The sequence below is a fragment of the Streptococcus sp. 2022WUSS135 genome (assembly GCF_044427045.1).
Classification (GTDB): domain Bacteria; phylum Bacillota; class Bacilli; order Lactobacillales; family Streptococcaceae; genus Streptococcus; species Streptococcus hashimotonensis.
Genome location: NZ_JAOTGL010000024.1, coordinates 13,111 through 27,200, shown reverse-complemented (window position 1 = coordinate 27,200; position 14,090 = coordinate 13,111). Strand labels below are relative to the sequence as shown.

The 14,090-nt window shown below is 41.1% G+C and carries 27 protein-coding genes; all 27 read right to left on the bottom strand.

Annotation, left to right across the window (positions count from 1 at the left end; all coding sequences use genetic code 11):
- Positions 1-298: 298 nt before the first annotated feature.
- Entirely contained in the window at positions 299-685 is a 387-nt protein-coding gene (rplQ, locus tag ODU45_RS07865) for a 50S ribosomal protein L17 (RefSeq protein WP_024532345.1), read from the bottom strand.
- Positions 686-699: 14 nt separating this feature from the next.
- On the bottom strand, positions 700-1,638 hold the full coding sequence (locus ODU45_RS07860; protein WP_004195512.1) for a DNA-directed RNA polymerase subunit alpha: 939 nt from the start codon (positions 1,636-1,638) through the stop codon (positions 700-702).
- Positions 1,639-1,682: 44 nt separating this feature from the next.
- Positions 1,683-2,066 (bottom strand): 30S ribosomal protein S11, encoded by a 384-nt coding sequence (gene rpsK / locus ODU45_RS07855; protein WP_004195509.1) that lies wholly within the window; start codon positions 2,064-2,066, stop codon positions 1,683-1,685.
- A 17-nt stretch (positions 2,067-2,083) separates the two neighbouring features.
- Positions 2,084-2,449: a 30S ribosomal protein S13 gene (gene rpsM, locus ODU45_RS07850; RefSeq protein WP_002936622.1), complete on the bottom strand. Its 366-nt coding sequence runs from the start codon at positions 2,447-2,449 to the stop codon at positions 2,084-2,086.
- A 19-nt stretch (positions 2,450-2,468) separates the two neighbouring features.
- A complete protein-coding gene (rpmJ, locus tag ODU45_RS07845; protein WP_001808836.1) occupies positions 2,469-2,585 on the bottom strand; it encodes a 50S ribosomal protein L36 in 117 nt (38 codons plus the stop codon).
- A gap of 24 nt (positions 2,586-2,609) precedes the next feature.
- Complete coding sequence (gene infA, locus ODU45_RS07840) at positions 2,610-2,828, bottom strand: translation initiation factor IF-1 (RefSeq protein WP_002936627.1); 219 nt, start codon at positions 2,826-2,828, stop codon at positions 2,610-2,612.
- A gap of 121 nt (positions 2,829-2,949) precedes the next feature.
- On the bottom strand, positions 2,950-3,591 hold the full coding sequence (locus ODU45_RS07835) for an adenylate kinase (RefSeq protein WP_172057302.1): 642 nt from the start codon (positions 3,589-3,591) through the stop codon (positions 2,950-2,952).
- A gap of 93 nt (positions 3,592-3,684) precedes the next feature.
- Positions 3,685-4,995 (bottom strand): preprotein translocase subunit SecY, encoded by a 1,311-nt coding sequence (gene secY, locus ODU45_RS07830; protein ID WP_136670910.1) that lies wholly within the window; start codon positions 4,993-4,995, stop codon positions 3,685-3,687.
- A 13-nt stretch (positions 4,996-5,008) separates the two neighbouring features.
- Positions 5,009-5,449: a 50S ribosomal protein L15 gene (gene rplO, locus ODU45_RS07825; RefSeq protein ID WP_002936637.1), complete on the bottom strand. Its 441-nt coding sequence runs from the start codon at positions 5,447-5,449 to the stop codon at positions 5,009-5,011.
- A gap of 135 nt (positions 5,450-5,584) precedes the next feature.
- Positions 5,585-5,767 (bottom strand): 50S ribosomal protein L30, encoded by a 183-nt coding sequence (rpmD, locus tag ODU45_RS07820; RefSeq protein ID WP_002936638.1) that lies wholly within the window; start codon positions 5,765-5,767, stop codon positions 5,585-5,587.
- Positions 5,768-5,781: 14 nt separating this feature from the next.
- The gene (gene rpsE / locus ODU45_RS07815) at positions 5,782-6,276 is read right to left on the bottom strand and encodes a 30S ribosomal protein S5 (RefSeq protein WP_002936639.1); all 495 of its coding nucleotides are present in this window, start codon (positions 6,274-6,276) and stop codon (positions 5,782-5,784) included.
- A gap of 18 nt (positions 6,277-6,294) precedes the next feature.
- Positions 6,295-6,651 (bottom strand): 50S ribosomal protein L18, encoded by a 357-nt coding sequence (gene rplR, locus ODU45_RS07810; protein WP_002936641.1) that lies wholly within the window; start codon positions 6,649-6,651, stop codon positions 6,295-6,297.
- A gap of 88 nt (positions 6,652-6,739) precedes the next feature.
- Complete coding sequence (gene rplF, locus ODU45_RS07805; RefSeq protein WP_004195502.1) at positions 6,740-7,276, bottom strand: 50S ribosomal protein L6; 537 nt, start codon at positions 7,274-7,276, stop codon at positions 6,740-6,742.
- A gap of 316 nt (positions 7,277-7,592) precedes the next feature.
- Positions 7,593-7,991 carry a 30S ribosomal protein S8 gene (gene rpsH / locus ODU45_RS07800; RefSeq protein ID WP_002936647.1) on the bottom strand — a complete coding sequence of 133 codons (399 nt, stop codon included), beginning with the start codon at positions 7,989-7,991 and terminating at the stop codon, positions 7,593-7,595.
- Between the two features lie 336 nt (positions 7,992-8,327).
- The gene (locus ODU45_RS07795; RefSeq protein WP_002936651.1) at positions 8,328-8,513 is read right to left on the bottom strand and encodes a type Z 30S ribosomal protein S14; all 186 of its coding nucleotides are present in this window, start codon (positions 8,511-8,513) and stop codon (positions 8,328-8,330) included.
- A gap of 14 nt (positions 8,514-8,527) precedes the next feature.
- Positions 8,528-9,070: a 50S ribosomal protein L5 gene (rplE, locus tag ODU45_RS07790; protein WP_002936653.1), complete on the bottom strand. Its 543-nt coding sequence runs from the start codon at positions 9,068-9,070 to the stop codon at positions 8,528-8,530.
- Between the two features lie 23 nt (positions 9,071-9,093).
- Positions 9,094-9,399, bottom strand: coding sequence for a 50S ribosomal protein L24 (gene rplX, locus ODU45_RS07785; protein ID WP_002936656.1), 306 nt, complete (start codon positions 9,397-9,399; stop codon positions 9,094-9,096).
- A gap of 182 nt (positions 9,400-9,581) precedes the next feature.
- The gene (gene rplN / locus ODU45_RS07780; RefSeq protein ID WP_002936658.1) at positions 9,582-9,950 is read right to left on the bottom strand and encodes a 50S ribosomal protein L14; all 369 of its coding nucleotides are present in this window, start codon (positions 9,948-9,950) and stop codon (positions 9,582-9,584) included.
- Positions 9,951-9,974: 24 nt separating this feature from the next.
- Positions 9,975-10,235, bottom strand: a complete 261-nt coding sequence (rpsQ, locus tag ODU45_RS07775; RefSeq protein ID WP_000440801.1) for a 30S ribosomal protein S17 — start codon at positions 10,233-10,235, stop codon at positions 9,975-9,977.
- 23 nt (positions 10,236-10,258) lie between these two features.
- Positions 10,259-10,465 (bottom strand): 50S ribosomal protein L29, encoded by a 207-nt coding sequence (gene rpmC / locus ODU45_RS07770; RefSeq protein WP_002936659.1) that lies wholly within the window; start codon positions 10,463-10,465, stop codon positions 10,259-10,261.
- Positions 10,466-10,474: 9 nt separating this feature from the next.
- Positions 10,475-10,888 carry a 50S ribosomal protein L16 gene (rplP, locus tag ODU45_RS07765; protein ID WP_002936660.1) on the bottom strand — a complete coding sequence of 138 codons (414 nt, stop codon included), beginning with the start codon at positions 10,886-10,888 and terminating at the stop codon, positions 10,475-10,477.
- A gap of 3 nt (positions 10,889-10,891) precedes the next feature.
- A complete protein-coding gene (gene rpsC, locus ODU45_RS07760) occupies positions 10,892-11,545 on the bottom strand; it encodes a 30S ribosomal protein S3 (RefSeq protein WP_002936661.1) in 654 nt (217 codons plus the stop codon).
- Positions 11,546-11,557: 12 nt separating this feature from the next.
- A complete protein-coding gene (rplV, locus tag ODU45_RS07755) occupies positions 11,558-11,902 on the bottom strand; it encodes a 50S ribosomal protein L22 (protein WP_002936662.1) in 345 nt (114 codons plus the stop codon).
- A 17-nt stretch (positions 11,903-11,919) separates the two neighbouring features.
- Positions 11,920-12,201 carry a 30S ribosomal protein S19 gene (rpsS, locus tag ODU45_RS07750; protein ID WP_000533766.1) on the bottom strand — a complete coding sequence of 94 codons (282 nt, stop codon included), beginning with the start codon at positions 12,199-12,201 and terminating at the stop codon, positions 11,920-11,922.
- 101 nt (positions 12,202-12,302) lie between these two features.
- Positions 12,303-13,136: a 50S ribosomal protein L2 gene (rplB, locus tag ODU45_RS07745; RefSeq protein WP_002936663.1), complete on the bottom strand. Its 834-nt coding sequence runs from the start codon at positions 13,134-13,136 to the stop codon at positions 12,303-12,305.
- A 17-nt stretch (positions 13,137-13,153) separates the two neighbouring features.
- Positions 13,154-13,453, bottom strand: a complete 300-nt coding sequence (locus ODU45_RS07740) for a 50S ribosomal protein L23 (protein WP_004195491.1) — start codon at positions 13,451-13,453, stop codon at positions 13,154-13,156.
- Complete coding sequence (gene rplD / locus ODU45_RS07735) at positions 13,453-14,076, bottom strand: 50S ribosomal protein L4 (protein ID WP_004195490.1); 624 nt, start codon at positions 14,074-14,076, stop codon at positions 13,453-13,455. The genes ODU45_RS07740 and rplD overlap by 1 nt, the downstream gene beginning before the upstream one ends.
- Positions 14,077-14,090 lie beyond the last annotated feature (14 nt).

Sequence of the window (14,090 nt, the reverse complement as noted above, 5' to 3'; positions counted from 1 at the left end):
TATTGATACTCTATGGCAAACATTGCTTTCTGCTCCAGAAGGGTGTTATTTGGTATAGTTCTAAGATTGTGATAAATAACTATTGATTCGTTTTTCTTGTAAATACCCTGTTTCTGATATGTATCATCTAATAAAAACGCCTGCTTACGAAATTATTCTATCTTAGAGTAATTTCGTAAACAAGCGTCCAATCAACATGATGAGTGTTACCGCTGAGACAAGCTCAGCGGTAGACCAGAGCTAGACTAAGAATCAGAATAGGATTCCATCATCATAACACTCAACAAAATTGATGATCTTATACAAGTTCGATAATTGCCATTGGTGCAGCATCACCACGACGTGGTTCAGTTTTGAGGATACGAGTATATCCACCATTACGTTCTGCATAACGAGGTGCAATTTCAGAGAACAATTTTTGAAGTGCTGTAGTAGCAGTGTACTTATCAGTTGCTTCATCATAGTTTTCAGATGCAATTTCGTTACGAACAAATGCTGCTGCTTGACGACGTGCGTGCAAATCACCACGTTTACCAAGTGTGATCATTTTTTCAACTGTTTTACGGATTTCTTTAGCACGAGCTTCAGTTGTAACGATTGATTCGTTGATCAAAAGGTCAGTTGTCAAATCGCGCAACATTGCTTTACGTTGTGAGCTAGTGCGTCCTAGTTTACGGTATGCCATGATTTCCTCCTATATTATTTATCTTTTTTCAATCCTAGACCAAGATCAGCCAATTTAACTTTAACTTCTTCAAGACTCTTGCGACCAAGATTGCGCACTTTCATCATTTCTGGCTCAGTTTTCTCTGTCAAGTCGAATACAGTGTTAATGCCTGCACGTTTCAGACAGTTATATGAGCGAACAGATAGATCCAATTCTTCAATCGTACGATCAAGCATACGATCATCTGAAGCCACTTCAGCTTCTTTCATCACTTCTGCAGATTTTGCAACTTCAGTCAAGTCAGTGAAGAGACCTAAGTGCTCCATCAAAATACGTGCAGAAAGACCTAAAGCATCTTCTGGAATAATGGTGCCATTTGTGTTGATTTCAAGTGTTAATTTGTCAAAACCATCGTTGCTACCAACACGAGCTGGTTCAACTTGATAATTGACTTTCTTCACTGGCGTATAGATAGAATCTACAGCAAGTGTTCCCACTGGTGCATCATCTTTCTTATTACCCTCAGCTGGTACATAACCACGACCTGAATTGACAGTCAAAACAGCTTTAAAAGTGGCACCATCAGCAATGGTAAAGAGATAATGGTCAGGGTTTACAATTTCAATGTCACTATCTGTAAGAATGTCTCCTGCTGTTACTTCAGCTGGACCTACTACATCAAGTTCAATTTTCTTTTCGTCTTCGACATAAGATTTTACAGCAATGCCTTTGATGTTAAGAATAATTTGCATAACATCTTCACGAACACCTGGAACTGTGTCGAATTCGTGGAGTACACCATCAATTTTAATTGATGTTACTGCAGCACCTGGAAGTGAGGCAAGAAGTACACGACGAAGAGAGTTACCAAGAGTTGTACCGTAACCACGTTCTAATGGTTCGATCACAAATCTGCCGTAATCTTTATTTTCATCAATTTTTGTTATTGTTGGTTTTTCAAACTCAATCATTTCTTACTCCCTCTTAAACGAAAAGCTGTGTATGGAATGTATGATTATACACGGCGACGTTTTGGAGGACGAGCACCATTGTGTGGTACAGGAGTCACATCACGAATTGCTGTTACTTCAAGACCAGCGGCAGCAAGAGCGCGGATAGCAGACTCACGACCTGAACCTGGGCCTTTAACGGTAACTTCAACTGTTTTAAGACCGTGTTCTTGTGCAGATTTAGCAGCTGCTTCTGAAGCCATTTGGGCTGCGAATGGTGTAGATTTACGAGAACCTTTGAAACCAAGAGCACCAGCTGATGACCAAGCAATAGCGTTACCATGCACATCAGTAATCATAACAATAGTGTTATTAAATGTAGCGTGAATATGAGCAATACCAGATTCGATATTCTTTTTCACACGACGTTTACGTGTTGGTTTAGCCAATTTTTCTACCTCCTATATTATTTTTTCTTACCTGCAATCGCAACAGCTTTACCTTTACGAGTGCGGGCATTGTTTTTAGTGTTTTGTCCACGGACAGGAAGTCCACGACGGTGACGGATACCACGGTATGAACCGATTTCCATCAAACGTTTGATGTTCAAGTTAACTTCACGACGGAGGTCACCTTCAACTTTGATTGCATCAACTTCACGACGAATAGCATCTTCTTGATCTGATGTCAAATCTTTCACGCGTACATCTTCTGAAATACCTGCAGCTGCAAGAATTTTTTTAGATGTTGCAAGACCGATACCATAAACATAAGTCAATGAAATAACTACACGTTTGTCATTTGGAATGTCAACTCCAGCAATACGAGCCATGTTTTCTCCTTTCTATTTCTTAACCTTGACGTTGCTTGTGTTTAGGGTTTGCTGGGCAAATCACCATAACACGACCATTACGACGAATAACTTTGCAGTATTCGCAAATTGGTTTGACCGATGGTCTTACTTTCATGTTTAATCCCTCCAAGTATTTCGACTATTTAAAGCGGTATGTGATACGTCCACGTGTCAAGTCGTATGGACTAAGCTCAACAGTTACGCGGTCACCGACCAAAATACGAATGTAGTTTTTACGGATTTTACCTGAAACAGTTGCAAGGACTTGGTGTCCGTTCTCCAACTCAACAGTAAACATAGCATTTGGCATTGTATCGACTACTTTGCCTTCAATTTCAATCACATCTTCTTTTGCCATGCAAAAGTAACCCCTCTCTAAATATCGATTTGATGTCCTCTGAACACAGAGGTAACAATTATAAGTCAGACTAGGCTATTTTATCATCTTTGTATAAAAAATGCAAGCCAAATCTATTAGTTTATTGCAATTTTGATAGTACTGTATCAATTGCTTGGAAAACAAGGTCAATGTCTTGGTCACCTTCAATATCATGGACCAGCCCTTTTGCACGATAATGATCAATGATTGGCTGTCCTTGTGCGATATTGACCTCTAAACGACGTTTGACAGATTCTGGCTTGTCATCTTCACGTTGATAGAAGTCTTCCTCTTTGTAGTCTCCAACAGGTGGATTGAATACTTTGTGGAAAGTCTCTCCGGTTTCTTTATGAATAATACGACCGCTGAGACGCTCTACCAATTTTGAAGGATCAATCTCAATATTGATAACACCTTGCAACTCAATTCCTAAGTCAGCCAAATTTTCATCCAAGGCATGGGCTTGTTCAATCGTACGAGGATAGCCATCTAGCAAAAAGCCTTTTTCCTTGATGTCATCCCGAACCAAACGTTCTTTGACAATGCCATTAGTAACTTCATCGGGAACGAGGTCCCCCTTATCAATGTACGACTTGGCAAGAATACCCATTTCAGTCTGATTGGCCATTGCTGCACGGAACATATCTCCTGTTGAAATATGAGCAACATTGAATTTCTCAACAATCTTGGCCGCTTGTGTCCCTTTACCAGCACCTGGTAAACCCATAATTAAAAGATTCATGACAAACTCCTTATTTTGTTTTCACATAAATTTGCCATTATTGACAAACTTATCTAAAAACAAAATAGAAGGTTGACCTAGTCAACCTATATTCTATTCTGTAATTTCTAAGAAACCTACATATTTTCTCTTAAGAAGGTAGCCTTCTAATTGCTTGATGCCTTCGATACTTGTAGAGATTACGATAATCAAACTTGTACCAAGGAACGCAATGCTTGAAGAAAGCCCTAAGAGATTTTGCGCAAGGATGGGCAACAAAGCTACAAAACTCAAGAAGAGTGCTCCGATTACTGCCAATCTTGTCAATAATTTTGACAAAAACTGTTCAGTGCCATTACCAGGACGAACTCCATGGATATAGGCTGCACTTTTCTGAAGGCTTTCTGCAGTCTTCTCAGGATTTACTTGAACAAAGGTGTAGAAGAATGTAAAGGCAATAATTAAACCTGCATATACAATCATACCTTTAGCAGTTGAATAATCAAAGTATTCCTGAACCGTCAATAACCACCCGGCACTCTTATTTTGACTTGCGAAATATTGAATCAAAGAAGTTGGAACTGCAGTGATTGAGCCTGCAAAGATTACGGGAATAACTCCTGCTGGATTCAATTTCAGCGGTAAATATGAGCTAGAAGGTGCTCCTTGTGCACGTTTTGTATATTGAATTGGTAATTTATATTCTGCTTGTTGTACAAAAGTTGTAAAATACACAACAAAGAATATTAATACGGCGAGTGCAGCAACAAAGATTGCTGACTCCCCCAAACGACTTGATTCAATATTAACAAAGCGATCAATGTAAATCTCGTGAAAAGTCCCTGGTAGTGATGAAATGATACCCGCGAAGATAATCATTGATGTACCATTACCATAGCCCTTTTCAGAAATTTGTTCCCCCAGCCAGGTTACAATAATCGAACCTGTTGTCAAAATTGATCCAATCAACAAATATGTTTGCCAATTTAATGGCATATTGGTCAATTTTGCGCCGGACAAAGCATTAAAGCCTGCTGTAATACCAATCGATTGAACAAATGCCAGTACCAAAGAAATGTAGCGTGTTGCTTGATTTAGTTTACGACGACCAACTTCACCTTGCTTACCCCATTCAACAAATTTAGGTAAAATATCCATTTGCAAAAGTTGAACAATGATGGAAGCTGTAATATAAGGACTAACCCCTAGTGCGAAAACTGAGAAATTACGCATAGCATTTCCTGAAACCAAGCTCAACATGTTCAAGAACGGAAGGTTTGACAAGGCCTCAAGACTCTTTGCGTTTACTCCTGGTACTGTAATGTGGGTTCCTACGCGGAAGACAAAAAGGATAAAGATAGTAAATAGAATTTTACTACGTACCAATTTTACCTTTAAGGCATCTTTTAAAAGTTTAAAAAACATAGGCTGCCACCTCTTAGATGACTTCTACTGAGCCACCTTTAGAAGTGATTGCTTCTTCAGCTGATTTAGAGAATTTAGCAGCTTTAACTGTCAATTTCTTCGTCAATTCACCGTTACCAAGAATTTTAATTCCTGATTTTTCAGCTTTAACGATTCCAGCTTCGATAAGCACAACTGGTGTTACTTCTGCACCATCTTCAAAAGCGTTCAATTGATCAAGGTTAACGATTGCGTACTCTTTAGCGTTGATATTTGTAAATCCACGTTTTGGAAGACGACGGAACAATGGAGTTTGTCCACCTTCAAAACCTGGGCGAACACCGCCACCGCTACGAGCTTTTTGACCTTTTTGACCACGGCCAGATGTTTTACCGTTACCTGATGATGTACCACGACCTACACGGTTGCGGACTTTACGAGAACCTGTAGCAGGTTGTAATTCATGAAGTTTCATTATTATTTCTCCTCTTTTATATGCTAGCGCCTGTGAAGTACAAGAGTCTTCCTCCACAAACTCGCTGTATGTAAATATGTAAAATGGACTAGAAGTCGCAAAGATTTCTCTATGCGACTTAGTCTATTTGTTAGATTATTTAACTTCTTCTACAGTTACCAAATGAGAGATAGCGTTAACCATTCCAAGAATAGCTGGGTTATCTTCTTTAACAACTGAAGAGTTCAATTTACCAAGTCCAAGTGCAACAACTGTTTTACGTTGTTCTGGTTTGCGACCGATTGGAGACTTAGTCAAAGTGATTTTAATTTGAGCCATGAGTATCTCCTTTCTTATGCTAAATCAGAAACTGAGATGCCACGAAGTGCAGCCACTTCTTCAGCACGTTTCAATTGTTTCAAACCTTCAACTGTTGCGCGAACGATGTTGATTGGTGTGTTTGAACCAAGTGACTTAGAAGTCACATCTGCGATACCTGCTAATTCGATTACGGCACGAGTTGCACCACCGGCAGCAACCCCAGAACCTTCTGAAGCAGGTTTCAACAATACACGAGCGCCACCAAATTCTGAGCGAACTTCGTGAGGGATTGTTGTACCAACCATTGGTACTTCAATCATGTTTTTCTTAGCAGATTCAACTGCTTTACGGATAGCTTCTGGTACTTCTTGAGCTTTACCAGTACCGAAACCTACGCGACCGTTACGGTCACCAACAACCACAAGAGCTGCAAAACGAAGACGACGTCCACCTTTAACAACTTTTGTAACACGGTTGATGGCTACTACGCGTTCTTCAATTTCAACTGCGTTATCTTTGAATGCCATTTCTTAGTGTCCTCCCTATTAGAATTTCAATCCGTTTTCACGAGCTGATTCAGCCAAAGCTTTCACACGTCCGTGATAGAGATATCCACCGCGGTCAAAGACCACTTCAGAAATACCTTTAGCTACCGCGCGTTCAGCAACGAGTTTCCCTACAACAACAGCTTGTTCTGTCTTAGTACCTTTTGAAACTTCTTTATCAAGAGTAGAAGCGCTTGCGAGCGTTACACCCGCTACGTCATCAATCACTTGAGCGTAGATGCCTGTATTAGAACGGAAAATGTTCAAACGTGGGCGAGCAGCAGTTCCAGAGATTTTACCGCGAACGCGACGGTGGCGTTTTTGGCGGATTTTGTTTTTATCTGGTTTTGAAATCACAATATTCACCTCTTAATGTATGATTCTGTTTCTTACGAAACAATTTGAGAAATAGTCAGCCAGGTGGCTAAGCCACCTCAGCAAGCTATTATTTACCTGTTTTACCTTCTTTACGGCGAACGAATTCACCAACGTAGCGGATACCTTTACCTTTGTATGGCTCAGGAGCGCGAAGGCTACGGATGTAAGCTGCTGTTTGACCAACAACTTCTTTGTTGATACCAGACACGACGATTTGTGTTGGTGTTGGAACTTCAAATGTAATACCTTCTGGTGCAACCACTTCATCTGGATGTGATTTACCAACAGCAAGTGTCAATTTGTTACCAGCCAATTGAGCACGGTAACCGACACCACGCATTTCAAGTTCTTTTTTGAAGCCTTCAGAAACACCAACAACCATGTTGTTGAGGTTAGCACGGCTAGTACCGTGAATAGTCTTCATTTCTTTTGAATCGTTTGGACGGTGAAGAGTTACTTCTGCACCTTCCACACGGATTTCAATAGCAGTTGGGAATTCACGAGTCAATTCCCCTTTAGGTCCTTTTACAGTTACCACGCCGTTGTTTTGAGCAAGCTCAACACCAGCAGGCAATGTAATTACTTTATTACCAATACGTGACATATTTTTTAATTCTCCTGTTAAATTATCAAGCCGTCTAGCGACTAGTTTTCACGGGGGCTCATGATACAGAGGGCGTTAAGAAGTCAAAGTAAAAATAGGAATCTTGACGCAGAAGCCTAAGCTTCGAGGAAGGATTGTCTTTTTTACACAGACTTTAGCCCGTGTTCGAATGAGCAGGTTTTATGATCGCATTTGAGAAGCAATCATGCTTTTAGGTTTCAATTTCTAAATGTGCCCAGACCGAGCGACGCAGACTATACTCGAGTATGCCAAGACGCTCTAACACAGGCACATGACGAAATTGGAAGCTAAAAGATTACCAAACGTATGCGATAACCTCACCACCAACGTTCTTTTGACGAGCTTGTTTGTCAGTCAAAAGACCTTCTGATGTTGAGATGATTGCGATACCAAGTCCGTTAAGAACTTTTGGAATATCTTCACGTTTTGAGTAAACACGAAGACCTGGTTTTGAAACGCGTTTCAAGTTAGTGATAACTTTTTCACCGTTTGGTCCGTATTTCAAGAATACGCGGATGATACCTTGTTTGTCATCTTCGATGAATTCAACGTTTTTCACAAAACCTTCGTTTTTAAGGATTGTAGCAATCCCTTTTTTGATGTTTGATGCAGGAACTTCAAGCACTTCGTGTTTTGCTTGGTTAGCGTTACGAATACGTGTCAAAAAATCTGCAATTGGGTCAGTCATAACCATTTGTTGTTTCTCCTCTCACTAGCAGTTTGATCTAGTCACTTGCTAGTTAATGTGTGCCTGATAGGCAATGCAAAGTTTGAATTTGCTAGTATAATGCTATTGCATCCTAACATTTGAACTCGGGCTACGGTCTGTGTGAAAAAGATAACTCTATCTAGAACGCAAGCGTTCTTCGCTAGAGTTCCTATTTTCACTTTGTCCGTCACGCCCTTAGTATCATGTTTTAATTGAGTTCGAGCTACAACCTTAGCAAAGATGATAGATTTTCCTAGAAGTGAACTTCGTCGTCAAATCTCCTATCTTTGCGTTGGTTGCTAAACGCTCGCACATCTTATCTTACCAAGAAGCTTTTGTTACGCCAGGAATTTGTCCAAGGTAAGCCAAGTCGCGGAAGCATACACGGCACAATTTGAATTTGCGGTAAACTGAGTGTGGACGTCCACATTTTTCACAGCGTGTGTAAGCTTGTGTAGAGAACTTAGCTGGGCGTTTGTTCTTAGCGATCATTGATTTTTTAGCCATTTATTCTCTCCCTCTTATTTTGCAAACGGCATACCAAGGCCAGTAAGCAATGCACGTGATTCTTCGTCAGTGTTAGCAGTTGTAACGATAACGATATCCATACCGCGAGTCTTATCAACATCGTCGAAGTTGATTTCTGGGAAGATCAATTGCTCTTTCACACCAAGTGTGTAGTTACCACGTCCGTCAAATGACTTAGTTGGTACACCGTGGAAGTCACGTACACGTGGAAGTGAAACTGTAACCAATTTGTCCAAGAACTCATACATACGTTCGCCACGAAGAGTTACTTTCGCACCGATCGCAACACCCTCACGAAGACGGAAGCCGGCGATTGATTTCTTAGCTTTAGTGATAAGTGGTTTTTGACCTGAGATCAAAGCCAATTCTTGAGCAGCTTTCTCAAGGTTTTTAGCGTTAGAAACAGCGTCACCAACACCCATGTTCAAAACGATCTTATCAACTTTTGGCACAGCCATAACTGAAGAATAGTTAAATTGTTCAGTCAAAGCAGGAACTACTTCATTAAGATATTTTTCTTTTAAACGATTTGCCATTATACTTCTCCTTTCCTTCGTGATTAATCAAGCACTTCGCCTGATTTTTTGTTGTAGCGAACTTTTTTGCCGTCTACAAACTTGTAACCAACGCGTCCTGCAACACCATTTTTGTCAAGAACTTGAACGTTTGACACATGGATTGGAGCTTCTTTCTCAACGATAGCGCCTTGAGGGTTTTCGCTGTTTGGTTTTTGGTGTTTCTTAACGATGTTAACACCTTCAACAATAACTTTGTTTACTTTTGGAAGTGCTGTTACGACAACTGCTTCAACGCCTTTGTCTTTACCAGCGATTACGCGAACTTTATCGCCTTTTTTTACAAACATTTGATTTCTCCTATGATTTCTTACGCCCTAATGGGCACCCTGGTTAGTAATTTAACCAGGGGACTTAGTTTGTTTTCTAGTTTACTAAATCCGCCACAGACTTCGTTAGTTTGTTTTGATGTACCCAAGTACTATCTACAACAAACTGCCTAGTCTGTAACAAATTTCCTAAAACTATTTGATTAAAGTACTTCTGGTGCCAATGAAACGATTTTCATGAAACCGCCATCACGCAATTCGCGTGCCACTGGGCCAAAGATACGAGTTCCGCGAGGGTTTTTGTCTTCACGGATGATAACTGCAGCATTTTCATCGAATTTGATGTATGAACCATCAGCACGACGAGCACCTGTCTTAGTACGAACGATAACGGCTTTAACAACGTCACCTTTTTTAACCGCACCACCAGGAGTAGCTTGTTTTACTGAAGCAACGATGATGTCGCCGATGTTCGCGAATTTACGTCCTGAACCACCAAGAACTTTGATTGTCAAGATTTCACGTGCGCCACTGTTGTCAGCAACTTTCAAACGAGTTTCTGTTTGAATCATGTCAATTTTCTCCTTTCAGGTTGATTAAATGATAACTGCCTCTTCCACAACTTCTACAAGACGGAAACGTTTTGTAGCTGAAAGTGGGCGAGTTTCCATGATACGAACGATATCGCCTTCTTTAGCAACATTGTTTTCATCATGAGCTTTGTACTTTTTAGAGTAGTTAATACGTTTACCATAGACTGGGTGGTTACGTTTAGTTTCAACTACAACTGTGATTGTTTTGTCCATTTTGTCAGATACTACGCGTCCAACAAGAACTTTACGATTATTGCGTTCCATTGAAATTCTCCTTTCCCAATCTATTATTTAGTTTCAGATTGCACAGTTTTGATACGTGCAATTTGTTTCTTCACTTCGTTCAAACGAGCAGTTTGCTCAAGTTGACCAGCAGCAGCTTGGAAACGAAGTTCGAAGAGTTCTTTCTTCAATTCGTTTTCTTTCTTAGCAAGTTCTTCTTGAGAAAGGCCACGAAGTTCTTTTACAAAATCTTTAATTTCTTGAAGTTTCATGTCTTCTCCTTATTCTGCTTCACGTTTTACGAATTTAACTTTAACTGGCAATTTGTGACCAGCAAGGCGGAATGCTTCGCGTGCGATTTCTTCAGAAACGCCAGCTACTTCAAACATAACCTTACCGCGTTTAACTGGAGCTACCCAACCTTCAGGAGCACCTTTACCAGAACCCATACGTACACCGATAGCTTTAGCAGTGTATGATTTGTGTGGGAAGATCTTAATCCAAACTTTACCACCACGTTTCATGTAACGCGTCATAGCGATACGGGCAGCTTCGATTTGGCGGTTTGTAATCCATGAGCTAGTAGTTGCTTGAAGACCGTATTGACCAAAGTCTACTTGTTTTCCACCTTTAGCTTCACCGCGCATTTTTCCACGGAATTCACGACGGTGTTTTACACGTTTAGGTACTAACATTTGTTATTTACCTCCTTTAGTGTTTTTACGAGCTGGAAGAACTTCACCACGGTAGATCCATACTTTAACACCAAGTTTACCGTAAGTTGTCAAAGCTTCTTCCCAAGCGTAGTCGATATCCGCACGAAGTGTATGAAGAGGAACAGTTCCTTCTGAGTAGCCTTCTGCACGGGCAATGTCAGCACCGTTCAAACGGCCAGAAACTTGTGTTTTGATACCTTTTGCACCAGCGCGCATTGCACGTTGGATAGCTTGTTTTTGAGCACGGCGGAATGCCACACGTTGCTCCAATTGACGAGCGATTGACTCACCAACAAGGTGTGCATCCAAATCAGGTTGTTTGATTTCGATGATGTTGATGTGTACTTGTTTACCAGTCAATTTGTTCAATTGAGCACGAAGTGCATCAACGTTGCTACCAGCTTTACCGATAACCATACCTGGCTTAGCAGTGTGGATAGAAACGATTACTTTATTTACAGCACGTTCGATTTCGATTGTTGATGTTGACGCATCAGCCAATTCTTTTTTGATAAAGTTGCGGATTGCAAGATCTTCATGAAGGTAATCCGCGTATTCTTTTTCAGCATACCATTTAGCATCCCAATCACGGATGATGCCAACACGCATACCAATTGGATGTACTTTTTGACCCACGTTTTTACCTCCTTATTTCTCTGCCACAACTACAGTGATGTGAGCTGTGCGTTTGTTGATTGGTGAAGCAGAACCTTTCGCACGTGGACGGAAACGTTTCAACGTTGGTCCTTCGTTTGCGAATGCTTCGCTGACTACCAAGTTAGCTTTTTCCAAACCAAAGTTGTTTTCAGCGTTAGCGATTGCTGAGTTCAAAACTCCCTCGATAATGCCTGCAGCTTTGTTTGGTGTGAATTTCAAGATTGCGATTGCGTCTGCTACGCTTTTGCCACGGATGTTATCCAAGACAAGACGTGATTTACGAGGTGAAACACGTACTGTGCGAGCAGTTGCTTTAGCTGAAGTAATTTCTGCCATTGTGTTTTCCTCCTAAATTATTTACGACGAGTTTTCTTGTCGTCAGCAGCATGACCTTTGTAAGTACGAGTTGGTGCAAATTCACCAAGTTTGTGACCTACCATGTCTTCTTGAATGTATACAGGTACGTGTTTACGTCCATCGTAAACTGCGATTGTATAACCGATGAAACTTGGGAAGATCGTTGAACGACGTGACCAAGTTTTAATTACTTTTTTCTTTTCGTCGTTTGCTTGAGCTTCAACTTTTTTCATCAAATGCTCATCGACGAAAGGTCCTTTTTTAAGACTACGTCCCATTTTAGTGTTTTCTCCTTTAAAATATGTACCACAGCGGCTTGCCCGCATAGCGGGCTACCGAGTTGGCGGATGATATAGAATGCTAAGCAACTAAGAATAGATTATTTTTGGTTGCGACGACGAACGATAAGTTTGTCAGATTTAGCTTTCTTGTTACGAGTTTTCAAACCAAGAGCTGGTTTACCCCATGGTGTAGATGGTGCTTTACGACCAACTGGCGCTTTACCTTCACCACCACCGTGTGGGTGATCGTTAGGGTTCATTACAGAACCGCGAACTGTTGGACGGATACCTTTCCAACGGCTACGACCTGCTTTACCAAGGTTAACAAGGCCATGTTGTTCGTTACCTACAGTACCAACAGTAGCACGGCAAGTACCAAGGATCATACGAACTTCACCTGATTGAAGGCGAACAAGAACGTATTTACCTTCTTGACCAAGAACCTGTGCAGATGCACCAGCAGCACGAACCAACTCACCACCGCGACCTGGTTTCAGCTCGATGTTGTGAACAACAGTACCGACTGGGATGTTTGCAAGTGGAAGTGCGTTACCAACTTTGATATCTGCTTCTGGACCTGAAACGATGCGTTGACCAACTTCAAGACCTTTAGGAGCAATGATGTAAGCTTTAACACCGTCTGTGTAGTGTACAAGAGCGATGTTTGCTGAACGGTTTGGATCGTACTCGATAGTTTTAACGATTGCTTCAACGCCATCTTTGTTACGTTTGAAGTCTACCAAACGGTAGAAACGTTTGTGACCGCCACCTTGGTGACGAACAGTGATGCGACCGTTGTTGTTACGACCAGCTTTGCTCTTCAAAGCAACAAGCAAGCTTTTTTCTGGAGTGCTTGTTGTGATTTCAGCGAAGTCCAAAGAAGTCATGTTACGACGGCCATTTGTCGTTGGTTTATAAACTTTAATACCCACGTTAATTCCTCCTTTGATTATTCAGCGTCAGCTGTAGCGAACAATTCGATCGCTTTTGAATCAGCAGCCAATGTAATGATTGCTTTTTTCACTTTGTTTGTGCGACCTACATAACGACCTACGCGTTTTGTTTTAGGTTTCACGTTAATTGTGTTAACATTTGCAACTTTAACACCCTCGAATGCAGCTTCAACAGCTTGCTTGATCAAGAGTTTGTGCGCACGAGTGTCAACTTCAAATACATACTTGCCTGCTTCGAGTTGGCCCATTGAGCTTTCTGTGATGACAGGTTTTTTGATAACATCATACAAATTCATTATGCAAGAACCTCCTCAATTTTAGAGATAGCTGCTTGAGTTACAAGAAGTTTGTCTGCATTTGCGATGTCAAGTACGCTTGCAGTTGTTGCAGTTGCAACTTTAACTCCTGGGATGTTACGAGCAGAAAGAGCTGCGAATTCGTTGCCTTCTTCAAGAATAACAAGGACTTTAGAATCAATGCTCAATGCTGCAAGCACTTTTGCAAATTCAGCAGTTTTTGGAGCTGTGAATTCAAGTGAGTTAACAGCTACAAATTTATTTTCAGCAACTTTTTCTGAGTAAACAGATTTAAGCGCCAAGCGACGAACTTTTTGTGGAAGTTTGTACGCGTATGAACGTGGAGTTGGTCCGAAGACTACGCCACCGCCACGCCATTGTGGTGAACGGATAGAACCTTGACGAGCACGTCCAGTTCCTTTTTGACGCCATGGTTTGCGTCCGCCACCTGAGACTGCTGAACGGTTTTTAACTGCGTGAGTACCTTGACGAAGGCTAGCACGTTGGCTGATGATCACATCAAATACAACTGCTTGGTTTGGCTCGATACCAAAGATCGCATCGTTAAGAACTACTTCACCAGCTTGTTTACCAGTTTGGTCAAATAATGTTACGTTTGCCATTTCGACTGATTTCC